Source organism: Serratia sp. BIGb0163, assembly GCF_024809935.1.
GTDB lineage: Bacteria > Pseudomonadota > Gammaproteobacteria > Enterobacterales > Enterobacteriaceae > Serratia > Serratia quinivorans.
Genome location: NZ_JANUDZ010000001.1, coordinates 1,529,863 through 1,552,471, shown reverse-complemented (window position 1 = coordinate 1,552,471; position 22,609 = coordinate 1,529,863). Strand labels below are relative to the sequence as shown.

General features: G+C 55.6%; 20 protein-coding genes. 11 read left to right on the top strand and 9 right to left on the bottom strand.

Annotation, left to right across the window (positions count from 1 at the left end):
* Nucleotides 1-92 precede the first annotated feature (92 nt).
* Nucleotides 93-2,399 (bottom strand): FdhF/YdeP family oxidoreductase, encoded by a 2,307-nt coding sequence (locus M2406_RS07400; RefSeq protein ID WP_259189479.1) that lies wholly within the window; start codon nt 2,397-2,399, stop codon nt 93-95.
* Nucleotides 2,400-2,680: 281 nt separating this feature from the next.
* Between M2406_RS07400 and dacD the strand changes: the two genes are divergently transcribed.
* The gene (gene dacD, locus M2406_RS07395; protein ID WP_115184559.1) at nt 2,681-3,850 is read left to right on the top strand and encodes a serine-type D-Ala-D-Ala carboxypeptidase DacD; all 1,170 of its coding nucleotides are present in this window, start codon (nt 2,681-2,683) and stop codon (nt 3,848-3,850) included.
* Nucleotides 3,851-3,930: 80 nt separating this feature from the next.
* The gene (locus tag M2406_RS07390) at nt 3,931-4,827 is read left to right on the top strand and encodes a LysR family transcriptional regulator (RefSeq protein ID WP_012145363.1); all 897 of its coding nucleotides are present in this window, start codon (nt 3,931-3,933) and stop codon (nt 4,825-4,827) included.
* Here M2406_RS07390 and M2406_RS07385 read toward each other — a convergent pair whose 3' ends face one another.
* The 6 genes from M2406_RS07385 to sapA form a co-directional block, all read right to left on the bottom strand.
* Entirely contained in the window at nt 4,828-6,018 is a 1,191-nt protein-coding gene (locus M2406_RS07385) for a peroxidase-related enzyme (protein WP_259189478.1), read from the bottom strand.
* A gap of 473 nt (nt 6,019-6,491) precedes the next feature.
* On the bottom strand, nt 6,492-7,304 hold the full coding sequence (sapF, locus tag M2406_RS07380; protein WP_012145361.1) for a putrescine export ABC transporter ATP-binding protein SapF: 813 nt from the start codon (nt 7,302-7,304) through the stop codon (nt 6,492-6,494).
* Nucleotide 7,305: 1 nt separating this feature from the next.
* Nucleotides 7,306-8,298, bottom strand: a complete 993-nt coding sequence (gene sapD / locus M2406_RS07375; RefSeq protein WP_012145360.1) for a putrescine export ABC transporter ATP-binding protein SapD — start codon at nt 8,296-8,298, stop codon at nt 7,306-7,308.
* A complete protein-coding gene (sapC, locus tag M2406_RS07370; RefSeq protein WP_012145359.1) occupies nt 8,298-9,188 on the bottom strand; it encodes a putrescine export ABC transporter permease SapC in 891 nt (296 codons plus the stop codon). The genes sapD and sapC overlap by 1 nt, the downstream gene beginning before the upstream one ends.
* Nucleotides 9,175-10,140 (bottom strand): putrescine export ABC transporter permease SapB, encoded by a 966-nt coding sequence (gene sapB, locus M2406_RS07365; RefSeq protein WP_012145358.1) that lies wholly within the window; start codon nt 10,138-10,140, stop codon nt 9,175-9,177. The genes sapC and sapB overlap by 14 nt, the downstream gene beginning before the upstream one ends.
* Entirely contained in the window at nt 10,137-11,789 is a 1,653-nt protein-coding gene (sapA, locus tag M2406_RS07360) for an ABC transporter substrate-binding protein SapA (protein WP_012145357.1), read from the bottom strand. Before sapA ends, sapB begins: the two co-directional genes overlap by 4 nt.
* Nucleotides 11,790-11,994: 205 nt before the next feature.
* Between sapA and folE2 the strand changes: the two genes are divergently transcribed.
* The 3 genes from folE2 to zigA are packed head-to-tail and all read left to right on the top strand — an operon-like array spanning nt 11,995 to nt 14,674.
* Nucleotides 11,995-12,924, top strand: coding sequence for a GTP cyclohydrolase FolE2 (gene folE2, locus M2406_RS07355; RefSeq protein WP_259189475.1), 930 nt, complete (start codon nt 11,995-11,997; stop codon nt 12,922-12,924).
* Nucleotides 12,914-13,474 (top strand): carbonate dehydratase, encoded by a 561-nt coding sequence (locus tag M2406_RS07350; RefSeq protein WP_259189474.1) that lies wholly within the window; start codon nt 12,914-12,916, stop codon nt 13,472-13,474. The genes folE2 and M2406_RS07350 overlap by 11 nt, the downstream gene beginning before the upstream one ends.
* 12 nt (nt 13,475-13,486) lie before the next feature.
* On the top strand, nt 13,487-14,674 hold the full coding sequence (zigA, locus tag M2406_RS07345) for a zinc metallochaperone GTPase ZigA (RefSeq protein WP_259189473.1): 1,188 nt from the start codon (nt 13,487-13,489) through the stop codon (nt 14,672-14,674).
* Nucleotides 14,675-14,867: 193 nt separating this feature from the next.
* On the opposite strand, the gene pspF is transcribed toward zigA, so the two are convergent.
* Nucleotides 14,868-15,875, bottom strand: coding sequence for a phage shock protein operon transcriptional activator (gene pspF, locus M2406_RS07340; protein ID WP_259189471.1), 1,008 nt, complete (start codon nt 15,873-15,875; stop codon nt 14,868-14,870).
* A gap of 184 nt (nt 15,876-16,059) precedes the next feature.
* On the opposite strand from pspF, the gene pspA reads away from it, so the two are divergent.
* The 4 genes from pspA to pspD all read left to right on the top strand — a co-directional run bounded on the left by pspA (nt 16,060) and on the right by pspD (nt 17,728).
* A complete protein-coding gene (gene pspA, locus M2406_RS07335) occupies nt 16,060-16,725 on the top strand; it encodes a phage shock protein PspA (protein WP_115184563.1) in 666 nt (221 codons plus the stop codon).
* Nucleotides 16,726-16,782: 57 nt separating this feature from the next.
* Nucleotides 16,783-17,010: an envelope stress response membrane protein PspB gene (pspB, locus tag M2406_RS07330; protein ID WP_012145351.1), complete on the top strand. Its 228-nt coding sequence runs from the start codon at nt 16,783-16,785 to the stop codon at nt 17,008-17,010.
* Nucleotides 17,010-17,369, top strand: coding sequence for an envelope stress response membrane protein PspC (pspC, locus tag M2406_RS07325; RefSeq protein WP_012145350.1), 360 nt, complete (start codon nt 17,010-17,012; stop codon nt 17,367-17,369). Before pspB ends, pspC begins: the two co-directional genes overlap by 1 nt.
* Before the next feature lie 95 nt (nt 17,370-17,464).
* On the top strand, nt 17,465-17,728 hold the full coding sequence (pspD, locus tag M2406_RS07320; RefSeq protein WP_012145349.1) for a phage shock protein PspD: 264 nt from the start codon (nt 17,465-17,467) through the stop codon (nt 17,726-17,728).
* A gap of 13 nt (nt 17,729-17,741) precedes the next feature.
* Here the strand turns inward: pspD and M2406_RS07315 are convergent, their stop codons facing one another.
* A complete protein-coding gene (locus M2406_RS07315) occupies nt 17,742-19,589 on the bottom strand; it encodes a hypothetical protein (RefSeq protein ID WP_259189465.1) in 1,848 nt (615 codons plus the stop codon).
* Between the two features lie 315 nt (nt 19,590-19,904).
* On the opposite strand from M2406_RS07315, the gene M2406_RS07310 reads away from it, so the two are divergent.
* Complete coding sequence (locus M2406_RS07310) at nt 19,905-21,302, top strand: YcjX family protein (protein ID WP_017892998.1); 1,398 nt, start codon at nt 19,905-19,907, stop codon at nt 21,300-21,302.
* Nucleotides 21,299-22,360: a YcjF family protein gene (locus M2406_RS07305; RefSeq protein WP_012145346.1), complete on the top strand. Its 1,062-nt coding sequence runs from the start codon at nt 21,299-21,301 to the stop codon at nt 22,358-22,360. The genes M2406_RS07310 and M2406_RS07305 overlap by 4 nt, the downstream gene beginning before the upstream one ends.
* The last annotated feature ends 249 nt before the right edge of the window (nt 22,361-22,609 follow it).

Genomic DNA, 22,609 nt, shown 5'->3' with positions numbered 1-22,609 from the left:
GAATATCCAGTCATCAAAAGTCGCCGGAGAGAAAAGCGGGCCCGTTGGCGATCGAGATATTAGCGCGCCCGGCGTAAACCGGGCGCTGCAGGTCAGGCGATACGCAGCGTCGGCTGCGCGGCGCAACGGCGTATTTCCACCGGTATCGACTTGGAGGTCGGCGTGCCGGTGCCGTCACCAAAGCTGGCCAGTGGCACCAGCGGGTTGGTCTCGGGATAATAAGCCGCCAGATTGCCGCGCGGGATATCGTAGCTCACCAGTTTGAAACCGCTTACCTTGCGGGTGATGCCGTCATTCCACAGGGTTTCGATTTCCACCAATTCGCCATCCTGCATATCCAGAACGGCCAGATCTTCCGGGTTAATAAACAGCACTTCTCGTTGACCATACACGCCACGATAGCGGTCATCCAGCCCGTAGATAGTGGTGTTGTACTGATCGTGCGAGCGCAGGGTCTGCAGTGTGAAGGGCGCCTGGCGACCATCCAACTGCGGGAACAGGCTGTCCGGCAACGGGGCTGCTCCGAATTCCGCCTTGCCGCTCGGGGTATTGAAGCGCAGTTCGGCGGCGGCATTGCCCAGATAAAAACCACCCGGCTGATCGCAGCGATGGTTAAAATCTTCGAAGCCCGGAATGGTGGCGGCAATATGATTGCGGATCAATGAATAGTCATCCGCCAACTCCAGCCAGTCTAGCTGTTGGTTGCCCAGCACCGCATCAGCGATACCGCAGACAATGGCGGTTTCCGAGCGTTGGGTTTCCGCCAGCGGCTTGCCGACGCCTTCGGACGCATGCACCATGCTGAAGGAGTCTTCTACCGTGATGTACTGCGGGCCGCTGGCCTGCAAGTCCTGCTCGGTTCGGCCCAACGTCGGCAGGATCAGTGCGTCCTTGCCGGTGACCAGATGGCTACGGTTAAGCTTGGTACTGATATGCACCGTCAGGTCGCAGCAGCGCAGGGCGCGGGCTGTGCGTTCGGTGTCCGGCGCGGCGGCGGCCAGGTTACCGCCTAGCGCCAGCAAAACCTTCACTTCACCACGCAGCATGGCCTCAATCGCCTCTACGGTGTTATGGCCCGGTTCGCGTCGCGGCGAGAAGTTAAAATGTTGTTCCAGGCTGTCGAGCAGCGCCTTGGGCGACTTCTCGTCGATCCCCATGGTCCGGTTGCCCTGCACGTTGCTGTGGCCGCGTACCGGGCACAGACCGGCGCCTGGTTTGCCTAACTGACCGAATAGCAGTTGCAGGTTGGTGATTTCACGTACCGTCGGCACCGAGTGTTTATGCTGGGTCACACCCATTGCCCATGTGCAGATCACGCGCTCGGCACCCTGATAAATGGCCGCCGCCTGGCGTAGTTGTGCTTCGCTGAGGCCGGACTGCTGGGTGATTTGCTCCCATGAGGTGGCATCCACCTGGGCCAGATAGCTCTCCACGCCGACGCTGTGCTGCTCAATAAAGGCCAGGTCGAACAGGCCCGGCTCACCGGCCGCCAAGTGCTGACGGTGGCCTTCAAGCAAAGCTTTCACCATGCCGCGTACCGCGGCCATATCTCCGCCGAGGTTGGGTTGGTAATAGGACGAACTGATCGGTGATGACTTGGGCGTCAGCATCTGAATCGGGCTTTGCGGATCGGCAAAGCGCTCCAGCCCACGTTCGCGCAGGGTGTTAAAACTGACAATGCGCGCCCCACGACTGGCCGCATTTTTCAGGCTGTGCAGCATGCGCGGGTGGTTGGTGCCGGGGTTCTGACCAAATACAAAGATGGCATCGGCCTTTTCAAAGTCATCCATACGGATGGTGCCTTTACCCACGCCGATACTTTGTTTCAGCCCGACGCCGCTGGCTTCGTGGCACATGTTGGAGCAGTCAGGAAAGTTACTGGTGCCGAGCATGCGACCAAACAGTTGATACAGGTAGGAGGCTTCGTTACTGGCGCGCCCCGAGGTATACAGCTCGATCTGGTTCGGATTATCCATTTGCCTGATGTGCCGGGCAATCAACGCCAGCGCGTCTGGCCAACCGATCGGCTCATAGTGGTCGGTTTCGGCGTTATAGCGCATTGGGTGGGTGAGGCGGCCCTGATACTCAAGAAAGTAATCGCTTTGTTGCTGCAGAGTGCTGACGCTGTGAGCGGCAAAGAATTCCGGTTCGACCGCGTTACGCGTGGCTTCCCAACTGACCGCCTTGGCGCCGTTTTCGCAGAAGCTGAAAGTGCTGTGATTATCATCGCCCCAGGCGCAGCCCGGGCAGTCGAAGCCGCGGGCCTTATTTACGCGCATCAGGTTACGCAGATTTTTCAGCGTCTGTTTGCTGTCGAGCACATAGCGAGTGGTGGCTTCGAGTGAACCCCAGCCGCCCGCCGCGCCGGTATAAGGCTTTATTGACGGTTTAAATTTCATTTTGGTCTTCGCAGGTGGTTGTAGCTAAAAAGTGAACGCTTTTTTAAGCGCTTTCAGTGTTTATGTCACAAGTTTAGGAGGGTGCGGCTTCAGCGTCTAATCGAATGGGGCTATGGCGGCATAGAGCCGGTTTATCGCATGATCGGCCCGGGCAAACAAATGGTTGCATAATGACATGTGCTGAAAAAGAGTAATGATTCCGCTTTCGCCACAATTAATGCAGTCTATGCCTCGGATTATATTGGTATTTTATTTTGCCCGCAGGGCCTGAGGAACAGCAATTGAAGCGTTCAGTATTGGCGGTGATCACCGGAATTTTGCTGCCGTTGGCGGTACAGGCGGCAGATGCGCCACTCAACTTTCCCCTTAATACCCCGCCGGCGATAGACGCCGCCTCTTACGTGCTGATGGATTACACCACTGGCCAGGTACTGGCACAGGAAAATGCCGATCAGAGGCGTAATCCGGCCAGCCTGACCAAACTGATGACCGGGTTGGTGATTGATCACGCGCTCGATCAACACAAGATTGGTCTGGATGACGTGGTAACGGTGGGTAAAGATGCCTGGGCGCAGGGCAATCCGGTGTTCAAAGGCTCTTCGTTGATGTTCCTGAAGCCCGGTGACAGGGTCACGGTTCGCGATCTCAGCCGCGGCATTATCATTGACTCTGGTAACGACGCCTGCGTAGCCATGGCGGACTACGTGGCGGGCAGTCAGGCCGCATTCGTCAAACTGATGAATGAGAAGAGCGCCCAGCTCGGTCTGCAAAACACCCATTTTGAAACCGTCCACGGTCTGGATGCCCCAGGGCAATTCACCACGGCGGGCGATCTGGCGGTGATCTCCCGCGCCATTATTATGAGCGAACCGGCGGAATACCATATGTACAGCGAGAAATCGCTGACCTGGAACGGTATCACCCAGCAGAACCGCAACGGGCTGTTGTGGGACAAAAACCTGCGGGTGGACGGCCTGAAAACCGGCCATACCGAATCCGCCGGTTTTAACATTATTGCCTCTGCCACCGAAGGTGACCGTCGACTGATCGCCGTAGTGATGGGCGGTAAAAGTCCAAAAGGGCGCGAAGAACAGGCGCGTAAACTGCTGACCTGGGGGCTGCGTGATTTCGTTACCCTACATTTGTTTAGCGCTGGGCAAAGTCTGGGGCAGGAGAAAGTGTGGTACGGCGATCGCCATGAGGTTGCGGTGGGCAGCCGGCAGGATCAATATCTCAGCCTGCCGAAAAGCGAGGCGGATAAGCTGAAGGCGCAATATGTGATCAATACGCCGCGTCTTGATGCTCCGCTGACTCAGGGACAGTCGGTCGGTGAAATTCGTATCAGTGACAATGGCAAAGTACTGAAAACCTTGCCGCTGGTGGTGTTGCAGCCGGTCAATCAGGGCGGCATGTTCTCGCGCCTGATGGACTATGTGAAGTTGAAAATCTGACTCTCGGGGCGCAGCGCTCCGCGCCCGAAATCCAGCAGCGATGATATACTCAGGTTAGTCATGACTTGTTGAGCCGTTTTATGGATATTAAGCAACTGATCTACCTGTGTAATCTCGAACGTGAACGCCACTTTGGCCGTGCGGCGCAAGTCAGCTTCGTCAGCCAGCCGACGTTATCCATGCGGCTGAAAAACCTGGAAAAAGAGCTGGGCGTCTCGTTGATCAATCGCGGCAACAATTTCGAAGGCTTCACCGCTGAGGGTGAACGAGTGCTGTCGTGGGCGCGTGAGATTGTCTCGGTTTATCAGGGGCTGAAGCTGGAGGTCGAGTCGCTTAAGCACGGCCTTAGCGGCACGCTGCGCATCGGTGCCGTTCCTCAATGCAGCATTTCGCTGGCACAAATGTTAAAGGCGGTCAGCGAGCGCTTCCCACAGTTGGACTACCGGGTGTCCGTGTTGAGCGCCGATCAGTTGCTGGAGGCGTTGACGGCGCATACCGTGGATATCGGCATCGGCTTCTTTGAACTTTCCACGTTGCAGGAGCTGCATTTCCAGTCGCAGCCATTGGCGGACGCCGGCGTTGAATTGGTGTTCCACCCTGAGTACTTCCCCGAACTGACAGGGGATACGCCAATGACGTTGGAGGAGGTGGCGGCACTGCCGCTGTGTCTGGCGGAACCGACGCGTTATTTCCGCCGCTACCTTGATCAAAACTTCCGTGAAGCCGGTTTGACGCTGCATGTACGTATGGAAACCACCTCGATATTCCAATTGCTGCAGGGCATTTTTGTTGGCCTGGGCTGCGGATTGTTTCCGCCAGGCAACCTGTTGCCGACCATGATGCCGGAGCTACAACGCAGGCCGGTGACCATCGCAGCCATGTCACGTCACGCCGCAGTGGTCACCGCCGAGCCAGGGCGCGCATCGCCATTGGCGCAGCACTTTTTTGATGCCGCGCGCGGTTGGCTGCTGCGGTAACTATTCCGCCTGACTTTCGTTGAAGTACTGTATGTCACCCAGGGTTTGGCGTAAACGGTTCTCCCAGGCGTAGAGTGCCCCGGTAAGGATCACGTCCAGCGCCTGTGCCTGATTCATCCCACTGTTAAACAACGGCTGCACGCTACGTGGAGTGAACTTTTCCGGCGTGCGGGTCAGGTCTGTAGCCACGCGGATCACCGCCTGATAAACCGGGTTATCGGTGCTCTCAAGCCCATGATCAATATTCTCGAACAGAGCACTGACCAATAAGTCATGCTCAATATCCTGCGCCACGGTGGAGGCACAATAGCGACTGCCGTTAATGCGCGAAACCGCCAGCGTTGCCAGTGCCTTCAGCCGCGCCGACAGGCCATAGCCGTCGGCGTTGATACTGTTAAATACGCCGTTGCGCTCACGTAGCGCGGGGGCATCGTGGGCCAGCAGCAGATAATAAGACTCGCTGCGGGCGTCGGGGTGGCTTTGATCCAACACGTCAAGTTGTTCAGCGCATGCTTCCTCCAGCACCACCGATGGCAGCCGTGCTTGCCATGTCAATTCTTCCGTCGTGAAGGGCACATTTTCAGCATCCGCTATGTTCGGGAAACCGGGCACCACGCCAGTTGGCCGCCCGGCTAATGCGGCCACGCCGGCCACCACCCGCGCCTGATAGCTGACAAAGCCGATAATCTGCGAAAACGCCACAATATCCGCCGGGCTGAGCCCGACGTCGCTGAGCTGTTGTAAGGCTTTAGGGCAAATCAGGGTCGGCTGACTGGCGAGCTGACGGGCATATTGGGTGATTTGTGCCAGGCGGATGTTACTTTCTCGGGAGGCGTCAGGGCTGTACAGCGGGGCGAGGCGGGCAGCGTAATGGCTACAGAGGGATTGCACGCCGGTCACCTGTGCCACCGTCAGCGCAGTACTGAGACGGTCGTAAGGTGACAATGTCACTGTTCGCGTTAATTCGACCCGATCCGGGAACAGTACGTGGTAACTGGCCAGCGAAGCGTTAAATACCCCCGCGCGTGCGGTCAGTGCCGTGTTCAGCGCTTCGTCGGCAAAAGCGCCCAGCCCCAGCAGGAAGCGATCGCGGATACCGGTCGCCTGGGGTTCCAGCGGCTGGTCACCGCGCACGCTGCTTTGGGTTTCGTGATACCACTGGGCATTATGTTGTCGACGTAGTAGTTCCATAGGGGATAGTCCTTAATCAAGCACAACAGCCACCGCTGCAAGAGGCAACGGCGGCAAGATAAAAAGGCAACCTGCCCACAGAGGGGCACGGAATGGCAGGATCAGCGCTGACTGTCGCAACACAGTGCGTGGCCATAAACAGAGAAACCTGCGGCTAAAGCGAGCAAAAACTGCGCGAGTTGGCGATGGCGTGGGCTGTTCATCAGTGCGATATCCTGTCGTTTAAGAAGCTCAACGTAGGGGATATCCTCACCGATTCGATTGACGAGATAAAATAATGTTAAGTGCTAATCAATAACTGAATGGAATAAAATATAATGAGATATAACAAAAATGTAATTTGTATTTGAGGATATTGGCTAAGCCAGTGCCGGGTAGATCAACAAGTCTGTCCGGCATGGCTTAAGCGGACGTCACCCTCTCCAGGGGGAGAGGGCCGGGGTGAGGGGCTCATGCATCTCAGGACCGAAGGATCAGAACCTGCCGCCGTCGCGCCGCCAGGCGTCCGCGGTCAGGGCTTCACCGAAGTGGCTGGCGATCAGGCGTTTGGTCAGTTCGTGAAGAGGAGAAGCCAGAACCTCTGCGGTACTCCCGCGTTCGACGATTTCCCCTTCGTGCATCACCATCACCTGATCGCTGATATGCTTCATCATTCCCAAATGCTGGGTCACGTAGATATAGGAGATGCCGTGTTTCTCCTGCAGCTCCAGCATCAGGTTGATGATCTGCGAGCGCATCGACATATCCAGCGAGGCCAGTGCCTCATCAGCAACGATCACCTTGGGTTGCAGGATCAGCGCCCGGGCCAGCGCCACCCGCTGTTTCTGGCCTGAGGCCAGCATGTGCGGGTAATAATTGGCGTGGTCCGGCAACATGCCTACCTGGCGTAGCGTCTGGTTGATGTGCTGCTCGCGCTCCGGGGCGGCCATTTCGGTATTCAGCCGCAGCGGGGCATCCAGCAGTTGGCCAATACGCTGACGAGGATTGAGCGAAGTGCTCGGGTCCTGAAATATCATGCGAATGCGCTGGCTACGATAGCGATAGTCACCATAGTCAAGCCGATGATCGTCGATCAGCAGCTCGCCGGATGAAGGCTCCACCATGCCGGACAGCATCTTGGCCAGCGTCGACTTACCGGATCCGTTCTCGCCGATGATGGCCAGCGTTTGCCGTTCGCGCAGGGTGAAACTGACCGATTTCACCGCCTCAACGTGCTGGCGGCGAAACAGCCCGGTACGGTAGCGGTAGGTTTTGCTCAGATTGCGCACTTCCAACAGCGTTTCCATGTTATTGCTCCTCCATGTTCAGCGGGAAGTGGCAGGCGAACAGGTGGTTTTTCACCGGGCGCAGGCGGGGTGTCTCAATGCACTTTTTCTGTGCGTAAGGGCAACGCGGCCCCAGGCGGCAACCGATAGGTAAATGCTCCAGCGACGGAATGGCTCCCGGCAGGGTGTTGAGCCGGCTTTTATGCGGCAAGGCGCGGCCGAAGTCAGGCATTGAGCGGATCAGCGCCTGGGTGTAAGGATGGTGCGGTGCAGCCAGCAGATCTTCGCACTGGGCGCTTTCCACCGTTTGGCCGCAGTACAGCACGTTGACCCGATCCGCCCATTTACTCATCATTTGCAAATCGTGGCTGATCAGCAAAATGGTGGTGTTGTTGTTTTGGTTCAGGCGCGCCAGCAGGCGGAAAATCTGCGCCTGAGTGGTCGGTTCCATGGCGTTGGTCGGTTCATCGGCAATCAGCAGGCGCGGCTGATTGGCCAGGGCGATGGCGATCATCACTTTCTGGCATTCGCCGTCGGTCAGCTCATAGGGGAAGCTGCCCATAATGTCCTTGTGATCCTTGATGCCCACGCGGTGCAGTAGCTCAATCGCGCGGCGCTTGCGCCAGTTAAAACGTTGCCACCAACGGCCCTTATAGGTCCAGCCAGGGATAGCCTGCGCCAACTGGCGGCCAATGCTTTCGGACGGATCCAGACAAGACTGTGGCTCCTGGAAGATCATCGAGACGTTATGCCCGACCAGTTTGCGCCGTTCACGCGGGGTCAATTGCAGCAGGTCGATATCGTCAAAACGGAAACGGTCGGCGGTAACGCGCCAGTTGTCTTTGGTGACGCCGCAAATTGCCTTGGCAATCAGGCTCTTGCCAGAGCCGGACTCACCCACCAGGCCACGGACTTCACCTTCGCTCAACGTCATGCTGACGCGGTCAACCGCCTTGACCGGCCCTTCGGCCGTCATAAATTCAATCGTCAGGTTGCGGATATCAAGTAATGGCATTATTCCACCCCCGTATTGATTGCGCGGCGCATACCGTCGCCCAACAGGTTAACCAACAGCACGCTGATCAGGATCGCGGCACCGGGCAGCATCACCGTCCAGGGGGCGACATACACCAGCTCCAGCGAATCGCCGAGCATGGCTCCCCATTCCGGAGACGGGAGTTGTGCACCGAGATCGAGGAAGCCGAGTGCGGCAATATCCAGGATCGCCATCGACAGCGCTCGGGTAAATTCAGTCACCAGCACCGCCACAATATTGGGCATCACGGCATACCACAGGATCTGCAGCGTAGAGGCACCGTCGAGACGCACCGCGACTACGTATTCTTTTTCCAGTTCGTCGTGTACTGCGCTGTAGATAGTGCGCACCATGCGTGGCAACAACGCCAGCCAAACGGCCAGCATGGCGTGTTCGAGTTTGGGCCCGAGGAACGCCACCACCACAATCGCCAGCAGCAGCGAAGGGATGGAGAGCAGGGTGTCGAGAATATGATTGAGCACCGCAGAGCGAAAACCACGGGTTACGCCGGCAAATACCCCGAGGATCACCCCGACAACGGATGCGGCCACGGTGACCAGCAGTGCGGCGCCGTAAGTGGCAGCGGTACCGGCCAGCAAACGGCTGAGAATATCGCGGCCGAGGTCGTCAGTGCCCAGGAAGAAGGAAACGTTGCCGTAACGCGACCAGGAGGGTGGCAGCAACTGATAGCCCAGGAACTGTTGATCGAGCGCATAAGGCGCCAGCAGGCTGCCGAACAGGGAAAGCAGCAGCAGCGCTATCACGCCGTAGAAACCAATCATCGCCAGCGCATCACCGTAAAAAATCCGCCAGGTGTAGAGCAGCGGACTCGGCATTTTCTTTTCGCGGTATACGTTATCTAAGGGCATACCATTCCTTATGTTTCAGTGGATTGGTGGCAGCGCCCAAGATATCGGCCAGCACGTTAATGGTGATCACCAGCGTGCCGACCACCATCACGCCGGCGGAGATCGCCGCGTAATCCTGCTGGCGGATGGCGTTAATCATCCAGCGCCCGAGGCCCGGCCAACTGAACACCACTTCGGTGATCATCGCCAGCGTCAGCATGGTGGAGAACTGCAGGCCCAGTTTGGGCACGATCGGTGGCAGTGCATTGTGCAGCACGTGGCGACGGATAATGGTGAAACGGGAAAGCCCACGGGTCGCGGCGGCCTTAATGTAGTTCTGGTTGAGCACGTCGTCGGTGCTGATACGCATCAGTCGCACCACCTCGGTGGTAGGTGCCACTGCCAGCGCGGCAATCGGCAGGATCATATGGCGTAGTGCGCTGCCAATCATTTCGCTGCGATAGGGCGAATCGGACAGCCAGGCGTCAATCAGGGCAAAGCCGGTGATCGGTTTAACCTGATACAGCAGATCGAAACGGCCGGAAACCGGCAACCAGCCGAGGTGCAGCGAGAAAAACAGCATCAGCAGCAGCGCCAGCCAGAACACCGGCATCGAGAAACCGAGCAGCGCAAAGGTACTGATGGCGGTGTCCTGCCATTTACCGCGCATCACGCCGGCAATAATTCCCAGGGGAATGCCGATAAATAACGCCATGGTGAACGCCAGAATGCACAGCTCCATGGTCGCCGGGAACACTTCACGAAGTTGTTCGCTGATGGCCTGACCGTTAATGCTGGAAACGCCAAAATCCCAGTGCAACAGGCTGACAAAGTAAAACTGGTAGGCATCCAGCAGGGCGGCACCGTTCAGCGGAGCGCGCGGTGTGAAATAGCTCAGGCTAAAGCTGACCAGCGTCAGGAAGAACAGCGTGATCAGCAGCAGCAGGCAACGGCGTAAGGTAAAGATAATCACTTTTTCGGCCCCTGGGCAGATTCACGGAACACGCCGGCAAATGACGCATTGCCGAACGGGCTCAGAACCAGTCCCTTAATGTCGTAACGATAGGCCTGCAGGCGCAATGAAGACGCCAGCGGCAACACCGGCAGTTGTTGTTCGAGAATTTTCTGCGCCTTCTGATAGTTTTCGATTCGCTGCGCCAACTGCTGTGACAGCAGGGCATTTTGCAGCACTTCGTCAAATCCCGGGTCACACCAGTGAGCATAGTTGGTTTGTGAACGGATTGCCGCGCAGCTCAGCAGCGGCCGGAAGAAACTGTCAGGGTCGTTACTGTCGGTGGCCCAACCGGTCAGGGTCAGGTCGTGATTCATCTCCATCAGCCGGGCTTCCTGGAAGCGACCTTCAACCGGAACTATGGTGACTTTGATCCCCACCTGGGCCAAATCGGCCTGGATCAGCTCGGCGGTCTTCAGCGGGCTGGGGTTGTAGGATTGCGACGCGGTAGGCACCCACAAGCGCAGGTTTAGCGACTCAATGCCTGCCTGTTTCAGCATTTCGCGTGATTTGGCCGGGTCAAACTCGGTGACGTGCGCATCATTGTCGTATGCCCACGAAGCGCGCGGCAATATGGATGCGGCGGTTTCCGCCGTGCCGTAGTAAATCGACTGCATCAGACGCTGGTTATTGATTGCCAGCGAAATTGCCTGACGGACCTTCAAATCGTCAAGCGGCGGTTTGCGGGTGTTGAACGCCAGATAGGCGATATTCATCCCCGGACGCAGCGTCAGGCGCAGACGCGGATCATCACGCAGAATAGAAAGCTGGCTGGCGGCCGGATAGGCCAGTACATCACACTCGCCGGTCAGCAGCTTCGACAACCGACCGGTGCCGCCGGCACCCAGGTCGATCACCACCTGCGGCATGCGTGGTTTACCTTTCCAATACAGGTCGTTACGAGCCAGACGAATGTATTGCCCGGAGCGATATTCGTTCAACAGGAAGGGCCCGCTACCGACAGGTTCACGGTCGATCATCTCCTGACGGCCTTCACGCGTCAGGTTGTCAGCATATTCCGCCGACAGCACTGGCGCATAGTGGGTCGCGATATGCCACAGGAAGGAGGCGTCCGGCGCTTGCAGACGGATCTCGACCGTGTACTCGTCGAGCTTTTTCACGCTTTGCACCGAGTCGCCAAACTGCAGGCTGTCGAAGTACGGATATTCGCCGCCGTTGACGTCATGGTATGGGTGCTTCTGGTTGAACACGCGCTCAAAGCTGAATACCACGTCGTCGGCGTTCAGTTTACGGGTCGGCTTGAACCAGGCGGTGGTCTGGAAGGGCACATCCTTTCGCAGATGGAAACGGTAGGTCGCGCCGTTATCCAGCACCTCCCAGCTTTGCGCCAGTTCGGGGATCAACCGATAAGTATAGGGGTCAACATCCAGCAGACGGTCGTACAGCTGTGCGGACAGGGTATCGACCGTCAGGCCGCTGCTGGCCATCTGCGGGTTAAAGGTGTTCAGTATGCCGCTGACACAATAGACAAAGCCGCTTTGGCGGATGTCCGGCAGCGGGGGGGCCGCGGCGGGCGCAGGAGGTGTTGAGGCCAGGGCGGTGCTCGCCAGGCAACTCAGCGACAAAATCCAAAGGGGTAAACCACGCATAGAGGCTTCATGGGTTAATAAGCAATAGCCTTAGTGTATCGCACTCTGACGAACAGCCCAATCCATTGAGCAAAATGGCTGAGTTTTCTGCTACTTGATTGAACAATTCGCCGTCATGAGCAAAAAAAGTTTAATTGATATGTTATAACATAACAAAATAATGTTACCTTTCTCTGGCAATGTATCAATAATCGCAAGGGGATGTATGAACAAGGTTGCACTTCCACCAACCCAGCCGCTGCCGGATGCACAGGCCTGGCAGGGGGCAATGAGTGATGTCGGACTCGATTGGGTAGGGATGCAAGGGATCGCACTGCCGCTGGAGTTGGCGGGCAAGCCGCTGATGGCAAAAGTTAATGCCGGGATCAATCTGCGTGCCAGTCGCCATGGCGCGCGTGGAATACATATGTCGCGCCTGTACCTGACGCTGGATGAATTGACTCAGGGCGAACTGACGCCGCAACGTATTGCTGATTCGCTGCGGGCTTTTCTGGCATCACAGCCGGAACACAGCGACAGTGCCAGCCTGAGTATCAGTGGCGAACTGATGTTGTCGCGCCCGGCGCTGCTGTCGGCACATCGCGGCTGGAAAGCTTACCCACTGAAAATTGACGCTAGCCTAACCACCGGGTTAACCCTGTCGCTGACGGTGGGCGTGCCCTATTCCTCCACCTGTCCGAGTTCGGCAGCGCTAAGCCGCCAACTGGCACAACAGCAGTTTCAGTTTGATTTCGAACAGTCGCCGGACAAAGTCAGTCAACAGCAGGTGATTGACTGGCTGGGTGAACAGGGCATGCCTGGCACCCCGCATAGCCAGCGCAGTTGGGCCTGGGTGACGGTCACGCTCAATGAAGGCGAAGCCGAATTGCCGGTGGTCAATTTAATCGATCGCATCGAGCATGCGCTGGGCACGCCGCTGCAGACGCTGGTGAAACGTCAGGACGAGCAGGCATTTGCCCTGGCTAATGGCCAGAACCTGATGTTCTGTGAGGATGCCGCGCGCCGTTTGTATCGGATGCTGCGCAGTCAGTGCCACCACCGTGCTTTTTCATTGCGTGTGGAGCATCAGGAAAGTCTGCACGCCCACAATGCGGTGGCGGAATTAAGCTGGCAGGAGGCTGGAAATGCTGCGTAAGAACCCCAGTGGTCATCTGCCACAGGTTTCACCGAAAGCCTACATCGATCCTACCGCCATTATTTGCGGCCGGGTGATTGTCGAAGATTTTGTCTACGTTGGTCCCTATGCCGTGATCCGTGCGGACGAGCTGAATGCGGTCGGGGACATGGAGCCGATCATTATCGGTTCCCATTCCAATATTCAGGACGGCGTGGTGATCCACTCTAAAAGCGGCGCAGCGGTCACCATCGGCAGCTTCAGCTCTATCGCCCATCGCGCCATTGTCCACGGCCCGTGCCGCATTGAAGATCGGGTGTTTATCGGTTTTAACAGCGTGCTGTTCAACTGCCATATCGGCTCCGGCTGCGTGGTGCGCTACAACGCGGTGGTGGACGGCGTGACGCTGCCGGAAAACCTGTATATCCCGTCAACCGAGCGCGTCGGTATCGACAGCGATCTGTCGCTTTACCCGCAGGTGGATCGCAGCGCGTTGCAATTTTCTGAAGAAGTGGCTGCCACCAACGTTGAACTGGTGCGCGGCTACCAGGCATTACGCAATGAGTTTTGAGTGAGGAACCCCATGAATCCATTACCTGTAACCGTACTTTCCGGCTTTCTCGGCGCCGGTAAAACCACGGTGCTGAACCATATTCTGAATAATCGTCAGGGCATGCGTGTGGCGGTGATAGTTAACGACATGAGTGAAGTGAACATCGACGCTGCGCTGGTCGAGAACGAAGTCCAGCTCGACCGACAACAGGAAAAGCTGGTGGAGATGAGCAATGGCTGCATCTGCTGCACGCTGCGTGAAGACCTGCTGATTTCGGTGCGCGAACTGGCGCAGGCCGGCCGCTTTGATTACCTGCTGATCGAGTCCAGCGGTATCTCCGAACCTTTACCGGTGGCAGAAACCTTCACCTTTGAAGACGAGCAGGGCGAAAGCCTGTCGCACTTCGCCCGCCTCGATACCCTGGTTACGGTGGTGGACGGAGTCAACTTCATCCAGCAGTACCAACAGGCGCAAACGCTGCAGGAAGCCGGTCAAAGTTTGGGCGAGGATGATTTGCGCAGCGTGGCCGATCTGTTGATCGAACAGATTGAGTTCTGCGACGTGATGCTGGTGAGTAAAACCGACTTGCTGACCGCGGAACAACAGGGCGAAGTGATGGCGCTGCTCGCCAGCCTGAACCCAGATGCCAAAATCATCGCTATCTCCCCCGGCAAACTGCCGCTGGAGGCGGTATTAAACACCGGCAGCTTCAGCTTTGACAAAGCGCAGCGGGCTCCCGGCTGGCTTAAGGAGCTGCGCGGTGAGCACCTGCCTGAAACGGAGAACTATGGCATCAGCAGTTTTGTTTATCGGGCGCGTCGACCTTTTGCACCGGATAAATTCTATCGGGTGATCAACGGCGACTGGGGCGGTGGCAAACTGTTGCGTTCCAAAGGGTTCTACTGGTTGGCGACGCGTCCGCGTCAGGCTGGGCAGTGGAGCCAGGCCGGCGGCATCGCCCATTATGGATTGGCCGGGACTTTCTGGCGCGCTATCGCGCAGGATAACTGGCCGCAAGATGAAGAGACCCAGGCACAGATTATGGAGAAGTGGGTGGAGCCCTTTGGCGATATGCGCCAGGAACTGGTGTTTATCGGGCAGAACCTGCCGCAGGCTGAAATAACGCGTTTGCTGGATGCCTGCCTGCTGAACGACGAGGAAATGGCTGCCGGGGTAGACTACTGGCATGAGATGGCCGATCCCTTTCCTGAGTGGTAATTGCACAATGACAGTGTGGTAATGAGAAAAATTCTCAACAAAGTGCTTTACAGGTGATACTGATAACTATTATCATCGCCTGGCAGTTCACGGAAGGCCACGGTTTGTGGCTCTGCTGTGAAAGGCACGACATTGCTCACATTGCTTCCAGTGTTTTTTAAGCCAGCTCGGGTGCTGGCTTTTTTTTTGCCTGTTATTCTTCTTCTGCCTCGCCATTTTGCAACAGCGCGTGCTTTTTCAACATGCCACGTAATTGGTGATAGGTCAGCCCCAGCAGCTCCGCCGCCTTACGCTGATTAAATCTTCCCTGTTGAAGTGCGGCTTCGATTAGCGATTTTTCCTGCGCCAACTGCCAGGCTTTCAAATCCAGCGGCAGGACTGGCCGCTCAGTTGGCGTTTCGCGCGCCATGGGCAGCGGCATAGTTTCCCGTTGGGCGAAGGGGTTGATGACTATCTGATCCAACGCGCTGTCACTGGTACCGTGCCGATACATCGAACGTTCCACCACGTTTTTAAGTTCACGCACGTTGCCCGGCCAGTGATAGCCGAGCAGGGTGTCTCTGGCACGTTCGGTAAAGCCGGGGAACAGTGTCAGCGACAGCTCACGGCACATCTGAATCGCAAAGTGCTCGGCCAGCAACATGATGTCTTGCTGCCGCTGGCGCAGCGGCGGTAACTGCACTACGTCGAATGCCAGCCGATCCAGCAGGTCGGCGCGGAATTTACCCGCCGCCGCCAGTGCCGGCAGATCGTCGTTGGTGGCACACACCAACCGCACATCGACCTGCAACGGCTGGCTGCCGCCGACGCGCTCCAGATGGCCGTATTCAATCACCCGCAGCAATTTTTCCTGAACCAGCATCGGGGCGGTGGCCAGTTCGTCGAGAAACAGCGTGCCGCCGTCGGCACGTTCAAAGCGGCCCAGATGGCGCTTTTGCGCGCCGGTAAAGGCCCCGGCCTCGTGACCGAACAGCTCGGAGTCCAGCAGGTTTTCATTCAGGGCCGCGCAGTTAAGCGAGATAAACGGCCCCTGCCAACGGTTGGACAGGTAATGCAACCGGTTGGCAATCAGTTCTTTACCGGTGCCGCGCTCACCGATCACCAACACCGGTTTGTTCAACTTTGCCAGTTGCGAGACTTGCTCCAATACTTCGACAAAGGCATTCGCTTCGCCCAACAGGTTTTCTAACTGTTCGCTCATGATGAAATTCGCCAATGTTTGGTGAAAATAATCACTCTACAGTATGCTCGCAGAGAGTCAAAAATATATAATCGTTATTATTCAATGAAATAAAAGTTGGCACGGGTTTTGATTAGGTATTAGGGAAATCTGTATGACCCAACGCGGCGCTTCAGACGCCATCAGAACCAAGAGGAAGTGAATTATGGGTATTTTTTCTCGTTTTGCCGACATCGTGAACGCCAACATCAATACGCTGCTGGATAAGGCGGAAGATCCGCAAAAGCTGGTGCGTTTGATGATCCAGGAAATGGAAGACACGCTGGTTGAAGTTCGCTCCACCTCAGCGCGTGCGCTGGCGGAGAAAAAACAGTTACTGCGTCGTATCGAGCAGGGTGAAAACCAGCTTAGCGATTGGCAGGACAAAGCCGAACTGGCACTGCGTAAAGAGAAAGAAGATCTGGCCCGTGCGGCACTGATCGAAAAACAGAAAGTGGCCGACCTGATCACCACGCTGACGCATGAAGTATCCACCGTAGAAGAAACGCTGGCGCGTATGAAAAGCGAAATCGGCGAGCTGGAAAACAAGCTGACCGAAACCCGCGCTCGCCAGCAGGCGTTGACCTTGCGTCACCAGGCGGCGTCGTCTTCCCGTGACGTGCGTCGTCAGCTCGACAGCGGCAAACTGGACGAGGCGATGGCTCGTTTCGAGCAGTTCGAACGCCGTATCGACCATATGGAAGCCGAGGCGGAAAGCGTCATCATCGGTAAAAAGAAGTCTCTGGATCAAGAGTTTGCCGAGCTGAAAGCCGACGACGCCATCAGTGAGCAATTGGCAGCGCTGAAAGCCAAAATGAACCGCTCTGAGTAAGGCAACAGCGGCCACGGTGTGTGGCCGCCCACCAAGACGCATTAAGAAGGAAAAGAAATGAGTGCTCTATTACTTGCCATTCCGTTGACAATCTTTGTGTTGTTTGTCGCACCGATTTGGCTTTGGCTGCATTACAGCAATCGGCAACAAAACGGCATTCAACTGAGCCATCAGGAGATGCAGCGACTGGCGCAGTTGGCTGAAGATGCCAAGCGTATGCGTGAACGCATTCAGGCGCTGGAAGAGATCCTTGATGCAGAACACCCGAACTGGAGACAGTCTTGATGAACAACACTCTGGGCAGTAAAAAGCTTTATCGCGTTCCTGAAGAAGGCATGCTGAAGGGCGTCTGCGCCGGTCTGGCCCATTATTTTGACGTGCCGGTACGCCTGATCCGAGTGATCGTGGTGTTGTCGATGTTCTTCGGGCTGTTCTTCTTCACCCTGATCGCTTATTTCGCGCTGGTATTCGTGCTGGACGAAGCACCGGCCAGCCGTTTTGAGGGCGAGCAGCAAAAAACACCGCGCCAGTTGCTCGACCAATTAGAGTACGAACTGGGCAGCGGCGAACAGCAACTGCGACAGGTTGAGCGTTATGTCACGTCGGACACCTTCGGCGTACAGAGTCGCTTCCGCAAGTTATAACCCCGCCTTGCGCGCAATGGCCTGCGCACGGCGCAGGTCAGGCATCGCACCTGACATCATCCTTTTGAACCAAACCGTGCCGGAGGGCATTGCTAATGAAAAAAACCTATGCCGTAAACGCCGTTAAATCCGGTGGATTTAAACAAGGAGCAGGTGCAATGTTGAAGACATTGTCTAAAGTCATCATCATAGCGTTACTCAATTACGGCCCGGCAGGGGCGGCCGGCTGGCTGCTGCGCACCGTAGGCCGCAAACCGATTCGCTTTGTCCTGGCGCTGGTGCTGGAACCGCTGTTCCGCAAAGGGCTGAACAAGGTATTTGGGCGTTATGCCGCAGGTGAAAAAATACCGCCCCAGTAGGGCGGCATAAATTCTAATTGGCGGTGGTCGCTTTCGTCCCCGGGGCTGCCAAATAGACCCAGTCTGAGCCATCGCTGATGATGGCCTGAGCTGCAGGAGAGGCTTCAGTATCGGTGCAATAAATAACGGTTCCTTTGCAGACGTTCGCAGCAGGCAGCTGAGAAAATGTCATTGACGATAAATTGGTACCAAAGCGGCTGATGCGGCTATTAGGTCGCCAGCCTGCCGCTGTTTTCACCCAGCTGTAAATAGCACCTTCTTGGTTCCCGTTTACCGTCGTATTGAACCATTCGGAGCCGACAGGGCGCATGATACCGCCTAGCTCTTTTGGACCATCCGCAACGCGAGCCACAGTATAGTTGGATCTACCTGGCTGATATGAACTACCGTAGCTCGTGCTTATTGTAGTGGCGCCTTCAACATCGACATCGATGACTGAACCTGCTCCAGACCGCGATACGTAGCGAAAATCACCCAAACAGCGGCCGCCAAGAAAGCGTAGATTACTGGTGTTGCAGCTTACGCTGCCATACTGACAGTCGACCAGATCGATTCGGGTATTGGCGCCGTCTTCAGTAATAGCAAGTTTGCCGGAAAATTGAGTGTCAGAAATAGTGCCAGCATAAGAGGGGTAATTCCACTTTAGATTTGCCAACCGGCAATTGCTGATCATGGCTTTTACGCTGGGTGAAAAATTCATGTCCTGCAACCAACACCCATTCATGAAAATATTGAACTGTTTGCCTGATGCTGCATGTGTAACATCCCCTCCTCGGTTAATGTTGGTAGCATATAAAACACCATATCCTGTACTATAAACTAGATGTTTTACTTCCGATGCCTGAATTTCATTTAGATAAACCTCACCTGAGTTGTTCATATACAGCAGGCAACTGGCATTGGGATTGTCGCCAATCAATTTCTTTAATGGGCCGGTACGATGTTCCATATGCAAATTTCTGAACCAAAGACCAATCCCTCCATGAACGTAAATTGTCGGGCTTATTAAGTTTGCTTCCCATTGACAGTTTTCAAAGCGCAACATATTACATTCGTCATCTTTGATGGTTGAAGTTAAGTGAATTGGGGCAAGGAGCATTTTCCCATTATTTGTGATGTCAGTGTAACTGTCATAGTCACCTGATGTTCTGCCGCAACCCTGAACCTCCAGGAATTTAAAGTAACTGTCCTGAACCTTATCTAGATAGAGTCCGGCACCTTTGCAGTAGAGGATGCTTACATTCTGTACTTGCACATAACCGGCATACTTGATACTTAATCCACTAATAAATTTATGATTCCCACGAATTTGAAAGTTTCTGAAGTTAATGCCGCTGTAGGTCATTTCACCTTGGTTAGCAGTAACGGTGATTATTCCACTAATGTCTGAAATATCAGCTAAATCCGGTCCTGAATAGGTTAACACTGCTCGCCCGTTAAAACTGCTCTCGCCATAGAGTGCGATCCCTCTGTTGGCCGGGAAGATAATTGGTTTTGCAATATTCCAGTAACCACTTGGAATTTTTACTGAACGATCGCCTTGTATCAATGAAATGTTTTGAATAAACGTGCTGTTATCGTTAAGAGTTGGGTCACAACCTCCATCGTATAAAGAGAGTTGTGTCAGATCGTTTCGACGCCACACAGCTGTTGTCTGACCGACTTTAATAGTGGAATATCCGCCATCATCTATTGCGTTGGGAATGTTGAGATGACCTGTAAACATCCCACCACCTTTACCTTTTCCTGCATAATATTCGGTTAAAAATATACGTTGTCCATCATATTCAGGTGAGGTGACTCTTAAGTCTCCCATAACACTTACTGTGGGGATATTTTGTTCTAAATTAATTGCGCTCATAGTGAACTCCGGGTAACATTAAATTTCATGGAATAGTACTTTCGACACTAAACCTTGCATGGATTAATGGTTAATTATTGGGGTTAATCCCAGAAAGATAATGCTATCTTGATTTTATATAGGATGCGACATTAGAACGTTCGGCTATATACCACACAATGAATGAAAGTTAAGGGGCGGTGATGATGTCAAAACACGTATCCATGCATAAAACAGCTTCGCTTATGACTATAATAATGAGCATAGGTGCCAAAAAATGATGATTTTTGTTTAATTGTCTGTTTTTTATGATAAAAGGAAGTAATTTCACGTAAAATGAAACGACTGCAAAATGAGTTAACGTCGCTGGTCAACCGCGGGATGGATCGCCACCTGCGTCTGGCGGTGACCGGCCTGAGCCGCAGCGGCAAAACCGCCTTTATCACCGCTTTCGTCAATCAATTGCTGCATGTTCACAGCGGTGCCCGCATGCCGCTGTTCTCGCCGGTGCGCGAAGAACGCCTGCTGGGCGTGAAGCGCATTCCGCAACGCGACCTCGGTATTCAGCGTTTTACCTATGATGAAGGGCTGGCACAGCTTTATGGCACTCCGCCGAGCTGGCCGACCCCGACGCGTGGCGTCAGCGAAATTCGCCTGGCGTTGCGTTATCGCTCCAACGATTCATTGCTGCGTCATTTCAAAGACACTTCAACGCTGTATCTGGAGATTGTCGATTATCCCGGCGAATGGTTGTTGGACTTGCCGATGCTGGAACAGGACTATCTGGCCTGGTCGCGGCAAATGGCCGGCTTGCTGCAGGGCGATCGCGCCGAATGGGCCCGGCCCTGGCTGGAACTGTGCAAAAGCTGCGATCCGCTGGCACCCGCCGATGAAAACAAGCTGGCGGCCATCGCCCAGGCTTATACCGATTATCTGTTGCGCTGCAAAAGTGAAGGGCTGCATTTTATTCAGCCGGGCCGCTTTGTGTTGCCGGGCGATCTGGCCGGTGCGCCGGCATTGCAGTTTTTCCCGTGGCCAAACGTCGACAGCCTTGGCGAGTCAAAGCTGGCGCAGGCGGATAAACACAGCAACATCGGCATGCTGCGTGCGCGTTTCAACTATTACTGCCAGACCATCGTCAAAAACTTTTATAAAGAGCATTTTGTCCGTTTCGATCGCCAGATTGTGCTGGTGGATTGCCTGCAGCCACTCAATAGCGGCCCGCAGGCGTTCAATGATATGCGGCTGGCGCTGACCCAACTGATGCAGAGTTTCCACTATGGCAAGCGCACGCTGTTCCGCCGTTTATTTTCACCGACCATCGATAAACTGATGTTTGCCGCTACCAAGGCCGATCACATCACCGCCGATCAGCATGCCAATTTGGTGTCGTTGTTGCAGCAGCTGGTGCAGGAAGCCTGGCAGAACGCGGCGTTTGAGGGCATCAGCATGGACTGCGTCGGGCTGGCCTCGGTGCAGGCGACCGAAAGCGGCATCGTTGACCATCAGGGGCAGCGCATCCCGGCGCTGAAAGGCAATCGCCTGAACGACGGCGCACCGTTGACGGTGTTCCCCGGCGAAGTGCCGGCACGTTTGCCTGGGCCGGCGTTCTGGCAGAATCAGGGCTTCCATTTTGATGAGTTCCGTCCACGCGCGATGAGTGTGGACAGTCCGTTGCCACATATCCGCCTGGACGCGGTGATGGAGTTTTTACTGGGAGATAAATTGCGATGAGCGAGCCGATAAAACCGCGTATCGATTTCGAACAGCCGTTGGAGCCACCGCAGGAGCCGGTGCTGCGTGCCAACGTTGCTTTCGACGAACAGCAGGCTGAGCACTTTTTCCCGGCGGCGCCGGAGCTGCAGCAGGAAGAGGAAGAGGGGCGTGCCGAAGGCATTATCAACGCAGCCTTGAAACCCAAACGCAGCCTGTGGCGCAAAATGGTTACCGCCGGGCTGACGCTGTTCGGTGTCAGCGTGGTGGCGCAGGGCGTGCAGTGGGTGCATACCGCCTGGGTGCAGCAGGATTGGATCGCCATGGGCGGTGGCGTGGCGGGTGGGTTGATTGTTTTCGCCGGGGTAGGTTCGGTGGTGACCGAATGGCGCAGACTATACCGTCTGCGCCAGCGTGCAGAAGAACGAGATGTGGCACGTGAACTGTTGCACAGCCACGGATTGGGCAAAGGGCGTGAGTTTTGCGAAAAACTGGCGCGCCAGGCCGGCCTGGATCAGGGGCATCCGGCGTTGCAACGCTGGCAGGCTTCACTGCATGAAACCCAGAACGATCGCGAAGTGGTAGCGCTGTACGCCAAACTGGTGCAGCCGGTGCTGGATAATCAGGCGCGGCGTGAAATCAGCCGTTCGGCGGCGGAGTCCACCTTAATGATCGCCGTCAGTCCGCTGGCGGTGGTGGATATGGCGTTTATCGCCTGGCGTAATATTCGGCTGATTAACCGTATCGCCGCGCTGTATGGCATCGAGCTGGGTTACTTCAGCCGTCTGCGCTTGTTCCGTCTGGTGCTGTTGAATATTGCCTTTGCCGGTGCGTCCGAGCTGGTACGCGAAGTGGGAATGGACTGGATGTCGCAAGACCTGGCCGCCCGATTGTCCGCCCGAGCGGCGCAGGGCATCGGTGCCGGTTTGCTGACGGCCAGGCTCGGTATCAAGGCGATGGAGCTTTGTCGTCCGTTGCCCTGGCTGGAAGGGGAAAAACCGAAACTGGGTGATTTCCGCAGCCAACTGATTGGCCAGTTGAAAGACACCATGAAAAAGAGCGACAACAAGGCCAAATAATCTGCCCACGGCGTCTATTCAGGCGCCGTGGTTATTTTTACCGCAATGATTTTCCCCGCTAACGCCAATACGTAACCCGCGCTTGACGAAAGACGATCCCCCTGTAAATGCATTATATTTATCTGCAAATTTACTGGCGGTTGTGATAACTCTCTGCTGATAAGCTAAAATGACGCCGATGGTGTTATTCACTTGCGTTTAAAATCATCAACAACAACGATAAATCAGAGTTCTGTCAACTTTTGCTGA